Source organism: Prevotella sp. HMSC073D09, assembly GCF_001814145.1.
Taxonomy (GTDB): domain Bacteria; phylum Bacteroidota; class Bacteroidia; order Bacteroidales; family Bacteroidaceae; genus Prevotella; species Prevotella conceptionensis.
Window position 1 is genome coordinate 1 of sequence record NZ_KV815001.1, and the last position, 1,043, is coordinate 1,043.

Genomic DNA, 1,043 nt, shown 5'->3' on the forward strand with positions numbered 1-1,043 from the left:
CTGAACTTATACGACCGATTCTTAGGGGCAGGGACATTAAACGATATGGTTACGAGTGGGCAGAACTTTGGCTTATTGCAATATTCCCATCACGGCATTACAATATTGATGAATACCCAGCTATCAAGCAATATCTGCTTTCTTTCGGTATTGAAAGACTGGAGCAAACTGGCAAAACACATCTTGTCAATGGTGAGAAAGTGAAAGCCCGAAAGAGAACCAGCAATAAGTGGTTTGAGACACAAGATAGCATTAGTTATTGGGAGGATTTTTCTAAGCCAAAAATCATTTGGAAAAGAATCGGATCTATATTACGTTTTTCTTATGACAGCAAGGGCTGTCTTGGTTTAGACAGTACATGTTTTGCCACAGGTCAGCATATAGAATATTTATGTTGTGTGCTCAATTCTTTAATGGGGCATTATTTGTTGAAGGATTCTCCAAAAACAGGAACAGGGGATTTATTGGTGAGTGTTCAAGCCATTGAACCAGCCTGTATTCCTTATAATAGTCAATATGATGAACGGTTATCCTCTTTACTTACTGCCCAAATTACCAATAGCTCTAATGTGATAGAAAAGGAGATAAACGACATTGTTTTCACAATATACAGCCTATCTCCTATTGAACGAGAATATGTTACACAATTTGTCAAACAATCTCAACAAAGTCAATAGTTGCCCTTTCTTCTGATGAAAGATTATACAAATCAAATAGCATAGAGTCTATTCTCTGTGCTTTTTGTTTTGTATATTCTTTTTGTATATCTTCTACAGCATCTTGAAATTGTAGGTTTTGGGCATCAGAAACTTCATAAACGGGTATTTTGTCAAAGAATATTTTGCTCAACTCTCTCGTTCCGCCTTGTAATTCTGGGAATGAATCTCTAAAACAATACTTGAATAGCGACGAATTGAAAAACGCTGTAAGATATGCCACATACTTCCCAGTAATAATGAAGCATTTCTGATTTGTAAGATACATTTCATTATCAAATACAAATGGCATATATTTAGGGTAATTCAGTTAATTCCCTCTTAGGA

At 35.8% G+C, this 1,043-nt stretch carries 2 protein-coding genes; one reads left to right on the forward strand and one right to left on the reverse strand.

What is annotated here, in order from left to right; all coding sequences use genetic code 11:
- A partial coding sequence (locus HMPREF2955_RS00195) for a TaqI-like C-terminal specificity domain-containing protein (RefSeq protein ID WP_070719847.1) occupies positions 1-677 on the forward strand: 677 nt, incomplete at its 5' end.
- Here the strand turns inward: HMPREF2955_RS00195 and HMPREF2955_RS00200 are convergent.
- Positions 652-1,008 (reverse strand): hypothetical protein, encoded by a 357-nt coding sequence (locus HMPREF2955_RS00200; RefSeq protein WP_070719849.1) that lies wholly within the window; start codon positions 1,006-1,008, stop codon positions 652-654. The two genes, HMPREF2955_RS00195 and HMPREF2955_RS00200, sit on opposite strands and share 26 nt — an antisense overlap.
- Positions 1,009-1,043: the final 35 nt, after the last annotated feature.